The 5,707-nt window shown below is 41.0% G+C and carries 5 protein-coding genes; 3 read left to right on the top strand and 2 right to left on the bottom strand.

Going from position 1 to position 5,707, the window contains the following annotated elements; all coding sequences use genetic code 11:
• On the top strand, positions 1 to 1,127 hold a 1,127-nt coding region (gene rlmD / locus AC52RT_RS04995; protein WP_495539731.1), incomplete at its 5' end, for a 23S rRNA (uracil(1939)-C(5))-methyltransferase RlmD.
• An 806-nt stretch (positions 1,128 to 1,933) separates the two neighbouring features.
• Here rlmD and AC52RT_RS04990 read toward each other — a convergent pair.
• Complete coding sequence (locus tag AC52RT_RS04990; protein ID WP_495539730.1) at positions 1,934 to 2,638, bottom strand: DUF4386 domain-containing protein; 705 nt, start codon at positions 2,636 to 2,638, stop codon at positions 1,934 to 1,936.
• Positions 2,639 to 2,655: 17 nt separating this feature from the next.
• Here AC52RT_RS04990 and AC52RT_RS04985 point away from each other — a divergent pair, with 17 nt between their 5' ends.
• Positions 2,656 to 3,588 (top strand): helix-turn-helix transcriptional regulator, encoded by a 933-nt coding sequence (locus tag AC52RT_RS04985; protein ID WP_495539729.1) that lies wholly within the window; start codon positions 2,656 to 2,658, stop codon positions 3,586 to 3,588.
• Positions 3,589 to 3,931: 343 nt separating this feature from the next.
• Complete coding sequence (locus AC52RT_RS04980; protein WP_495539728.1) at positions 3,932 to 4,600, top strand: Type 1 glutamine amidotransferase-like domain-containing protein; 669 nt, start codon at positions 3,932 to 3,934, stop codon at positions 4,598 to 4,600.
• Between the two features lie 613 nt (positions 4,601 to 5,213).
• On the opposite strand, the gene AC52RT_RS04975 is transcribed toward AC52RT_RS04980, so the two are convergent.
• Positions 5,214 to 5,707 (bottom strand): MFS transporter (locus tag AC52RT_RS04975; RefSeq protein ID WP_495539727.1); only part of this gene is annotated, 494 nt, incomplete at its 5' end.

The following is a 5,707-nucleotide window of genomic DNA, read 5'->3' as shown; positions in this document are numbered from 1 at the left end:
GCGGCTGCCAGCTGCAGCATCTGGATTACCACCAGCAGTTGAAAGAAAAGCGGGATATCGTCATTCAGTCGCTGGAGCGCCATGCGAAAACCGTAGCCAATGCCATTGAAGTTCGTGAAACAATTGGGATGGATAACCCCTGGGGCTATCGGAACAAAAGCCAGTTCCAGGTTGGGGAGAAGGATGGCAGGATCCTGGCTGGGCTTTACGGGCTCAATTCTCATCAACTGATTAATATTGAGCAATGCCATGTTCAGCATCCTGCCACTGTGAAAGCAACTGAAACAATGAAACGCATTCTCCAGGATCTGAATATACCGGTATATAATGAAAGGTCCGGGAAAGGCCTTGTCCGAACCATCGTCGCCAGGACAGGCATCCAGACCGGAGAGCTTCAGATCGTGCTCGTGACATTTAAAAAAGAGCTTCCCAAAAAAGATCTCATTGTCCAGGAGGCAAGGCGCCGCCTGCCTGAGCTCACATCCATTGTCCAGAATGTCAACGGCCAGAAGACCTCGCTGATTTTCGGCGATGAGACTGAAACGATGGATGGAAAAGACTTCATTCAGGAGACCCTGGGAGACCTCCAGTTTGAACTATCAGCAAGAACGTTCTTCCAGCTGAATCCTGAACAGACTGTCAAGCTCTACAATGAGGCCAGGCAGGCGGCGGGATTGACCGGCAAGGAGAAAATCGTCGACGCTTATTGCGGTGTGGGAACAATCGGCCTGTGGCTGGCAGGTGAAGCGGCTGAAATCAGGGGGATGGATATCATTCCTGAATCAATCGTGGACGCAAGGAAGAATGCTGAGCGCCACGGCGTCCAGCATGCCCGATATGAAACAGGCAAAGCCGAAGAATGGCTGCCTAAATGGGCAAAAGAAGGCTGGCGCCCAGAAGTGATTGTCGTCGATCCGCCAAGGACCGGCTGCGATCAGGCCTTTCTTCAGACAGTCTTGAAAATCAAACCGGAAAAGTTTGTTTATATTTCCTGCAATCCATCCACACTGGCTAAAGATATCGCTGCCCTGTCAGGAAAATATCAGGTTGAGTACATCCAGCCAGTTGATATGTTCCCACAGACGGCACATGTTGAGTGTGTAGCTAAATTAGTATTGAAAATGTAACCCTAAAATAAACATTTCCTAACCAGAATAAAGATTTCAGCTTCCGGCTCGTTTTCGTGAAAATAGACATTTCCGATAGCGGGCCTTTTTTCTATGCCAGCCCAGGTTCTCTCCAATATCAATCCAATATGAGTCCGGGCTTTTTCCATTTTCATTCCTCATAATTCAGAGGGAAGTTCAGGCTCCAATCTATTTGCATTCCGGCATAAAACCTTGTCTTTCAAGTCCTTCTCAACGGGTCTATCAGGCTACATTCAAGTGCAGACCGCAGGTCGCCAATACTTGATCCATTTCCTTCTCGGTGCTTTTCTGGCGTGCACAAGCGATCTCTTACCTCTGAACTTTGCTATTCAATTTCGGAAATCTTTATTTTATTTGCAATGGAAGAGTGCTGGTTTGAGGCGGGTGTTTTCGGAAAAGTTTGTTTTGGTGATACAAGTATAAGGTAAAAAAGCAGGCGGTTTAGAAGTTTTGGTACCGCATTTCTAAACCGTCTGCTTTTTATTTTTGAATGAAGAAAGGCCCTCATTATAAAGTAATCATCACTTTGCCTTGACCGTGACCTTACTTAAAATATTTGATTGCTTCCTATCAATGAATAAAAGGTCCAAGAAGGTTAGTAGAATAAAGGAACCAACCTCTGAATATACAATACAAAGATAAAGGAAAGGGATCATTACTTATGAGGAATATCTATGGAATATGCTGAATTAAAGATGTGTTTGATACGAATAGTGAGAATGTAAACTTTAGATAAGCGGTTTATTGTAGGTGATTTTTTTCCTGGCACGTTACTCAACATTAAATTAGCTCTTGCTTCCTCTTAGTATCTCTAATTTCTTTGTATTAAAGCCTTTTATGATTAACCAGATTGCCAAACTCAACTCATAGATGCCGATTGGCAGGGCGATAAGTCCCTTTATAGTAGAGAATGGGTCAATGATATCAAACATATTGAGCAATCCAGCAAGGAATACCATAACAGCCGTCAGCATTCCAAATATCGCTAGCCGTTTTGGCACGATTTCCGTCTTATATAATAAATAACTGTACAAGAGTGTATTCAAGCCGAGCATCAAATTCGGCCCTAATATAGAAGTCCAAGCATGAAATGATTGAAGAACGCTTCCCGTGTGATGATATGCTCCTTCATTAACTATATGTCCAGCTCCGTAATCAGAACTAAGATTTATCAAACCTAATATACTCACCACGCCAATCGCTATAAAAACAGCCTCCATAAATCGAAAACAAAGATAGGCTAATGCCGAATGTTCATTCCATAATCGTACATACGGAAATAACATAATAGCTGTTCCAATTGCAGTTACAATTAGCAAAATGTCATTCGTTACACCAATCAGAAAAGCTGTTTCCGAACCATTCACCACAGCCTTATACCAATCTTCTGATAGTAACGGTTGATATAATAGCACAGCAATAACAGCACTGACGGCAGCAACGATATAAAATATACCGATTAATATTCCATTCATTCTATCCTTGTTCATTAATGCGCCTCCTTAAAATGATTAATCTTATTAGCAATTTAGATTCTAAAATAATGGAATATGGAGGGAAGGATCCCCTTATGGATCATTATAGAATTATTGAAAACTCTTTAATTTTTATTGAAGATCATATTGAGGAACCGTTGTCAGTGGAGTCTGTATCTAAAAACTTCAACATGTCGAAATTTTATTTTCACAGACTTTTTTCTGCAATAATGGGTTGTTCCTTGAACCAATATATATTGTCGAGACGATTAAATAGCGCAGTTAGATTAATTCAAGAAGGCCGATTATCATTGACGGAGATTGCATATCAGTTAAATTTCGGATCACAATCTTCGTTCACTCGTGCTTTTAAGCGTCAATATAACCTAACTCCTCGCTCACTAAAAGAAAAAGAAAGCGCCATATCTTCAGAACCTATACCTAAAGTCGTTAAGCGCCCTTTAAAAAACCTTAATGGTGATGTAGTAACCGATTTTAGCTTGACGGAATTTGACGCTATCAGATTGACGGGTATTGCATTTGAAGTTGATTTGGCAACTGAAGATTACAAAGCAAAGATTCATGCTCATTCTAAAATGCTATTAGAAACAATAGATGACACAGTTTCTGGACCTTGTTTTATGCTCTATTCAAATTGCCATCCAAATTCAACTCAATTCAATGCTCTCTTTGGCATTCCATACGATATACAAATAGATAAACCTTTCTACTTCAACGTAGATGTACCACAAATCTTTTGTGCTAAGTTCAAATACACTGGTGATCTTCTTGATGTGGGTGATGTGTTGATAACCGATTTCGCAAGATTTTTGAAAATTTCAAAGCAAGAAAGAGATAAATCAGATATTGAACTTATTCAAGTCTTTAATAGCGTTCATCATCTTGATTCGGACTATCATATATTTACCCCTATTAAAAAGCTGCCGATTGATTCAAATTTTTAATTTGGGTTGATGTTCATCACAATTTAGATGATTCTGTTTGAATTGGCCAAATCCATTGACCTAAATTTATCACGGTAAAAATTGCTTCACTATCCATATCTTGCTGTAAAACTTTCCTAACCAGAATAAAGATTTCAGATATAAGGCTCGTTTTAGTGAAAATAAACATTTCCGGTTTCGGGCCTTTTTTCTATGCTAGCCCAGGTTCTATCCAAATAATTACAGAATATTAATAATATTTATAGGTGAAGACTCCCTATGTTACCTAATCTACCTTAGGATACTATCTAAATTCACAAATCTTTGACTGTGGTAAAAACGTGCAAAGAGGAGGAGTGGAGTTATGAAACTTCTGCTTACATCTGGTGGTATTAATAACAAAAGCATTCACGATACGTTGATTGACATGCTGGACAAGCCAATCGGTGACTCTAACGCCCTGTGCATCCCCACCGCGATGTATGGACACCCCTGGGTTGGGCCAGGCGTCAAAGCTTGGGAGTTCATTAGTGGGAAAGAAGATAATCCTATGGTCAACCTGGGATGGAACTCCGTCGGCATACTAGAGCTCACAGCACTGCCTAGTATTAGTAAAGATCGCTGGGTGCCTCTGGTAAGGGAGACGGACGTCCTTCTGGTGTCGGGAGGCGACGCCCTCTACCTATGCCATTGGATGCGGGAGTCCGGACTGGCGGACCTTTTGCCGTCGTTGCGGTCAGTCTATGTGGGAATGAGTGCTGGGAGCATGGTGATGGCACCTAACATCGGTGAATTCTTTGTTGGTTGGACTCCTCCTGATGGTGGTGATAACGGCTTGAGTATGGTTGATTTTTCAATGTTCCCCCATCTGGAACACGAGATGCTGCCGCATAACACAATGGCTGCTGCAGAGAGATGGGCCGCTGGGTTTCAGGGGCCTGCGTATGCAATTGATGATCAAACCGCCATAAAAGTGATTGACGATGCGGTGGAAGTTGTCAGTGAAGGGAATTGGAAACTGTTTACGCCATAATCTTACTATGCTGCTAGCTTCTTGGTGAAACACCTATTACTTCAAATTAATATTTAGGTATTCATCGGGATTCTGGACAGTACAATTACGGAGAATAGAACTTGATTTTCTTGATGCTTGATGGATTTGTTCGGTGGTAACCTAGCAGTGATGTACTCGGAGGTCTTATTCATAGGATGTTTGAAAACTTACCAGCACCTCATGAGTTGCCACATACACTCAACACATGTGAAATGTGTGGCAAAACTTGTTTTGAAAGTGTAAACCTAAAATAAACATTTCCTAACCAAAATAAAGATTTCAGATATAGGCTCGTTTTAGTGAAAAATAAACATTTCCGATTTCGGGCCTTTTTTCTATATCAGCCCAGGTTCGATCCAGACAGAATCCGGGCTTTTTCTGCTTTTATTCCTCAATGATACAGTAGGGAATCTCCTACTCCCATTCTTATCATCCCTTTGCCGCTTTCTATTTTGTGAATGTTTCCGTTTCCTGCTCCGAATAAAGCTTTCTCCTTGTGTTCGAAGCAAACTGCTTATGGACAAGTGAAAAAGGAGGGTATCAAAAAAGCGAAACCACAGATGTGATTTCGCTTACTCCTTAATCATGTCGCTTAATTCCATTGACCTGCTTTTTCTAATTTTTCTTTTCCTTTGAACGCAATGATAATTAACAAGACACTTAACAGAATCATAACAGCAACAGAATATAACACGTATAAATATCTTCCTGTTGCATCAAATACAAACCCATTCGCAGGGAGGGCCGTAATTCCTGCCAGCGCTAAACCTAATGCTGCCGTTCCATAAATTGCGCCATATTCTTTAGTGCCGAAGATAGCGGTAGTCAATAAAGGTCCTAGTGTTCCAACAGATGATGAAACAAATCCAAATAATCCGAGTGCCACTGAAAATAACACTGGATTTTCTGGTAGGAATATCAATAAGAAAACTGAAATCAAACCAACGAACATGGAGAAAAATGTGGTTTTCTTTGCCCCCATTTTATCGGTCAGGAATCCGAACACCAAAGATCCAACTAAAACACCAAACATGAACACGCCCATGACATTTCCAGCAAATTGGACATCATACCCAATACTTTGTG

The sequence above is a fragment of the Peribacillus sp. genome, from assembly GCF_059453735.1.
The sequence above is the reverse complement of the archived record's forward strand: the minus strand, read 5'-3'. Positions and strand labels throughout refer to the sequence as shown.

What these genes read in the sequence shown, in the direction of transcription:
- AC52RT_RS04980 (WP_495539728.1), top strand. Translation starts at nt 3,932, where the DNA reads ATGAAACTTCTGCTTACATCTGGTGGTATTAATAACAAAAGCATTCAC.
- AC52RT_RS04990 (WP_495539730.1), bottom strand. Translation starts at nt 2,638, where the DNA reads ATGAACAAGGATAGAATGAATGGAATATTAATCGGTATATTTTATATC.
- AC52RT_RS04985 (WP_495539729.1), top strand. Translation starts at nt 2,656, where the DNA reads ATGATTAATCTTATTAGCAATTTAGATTCTAAAATAATGGAATATGGA.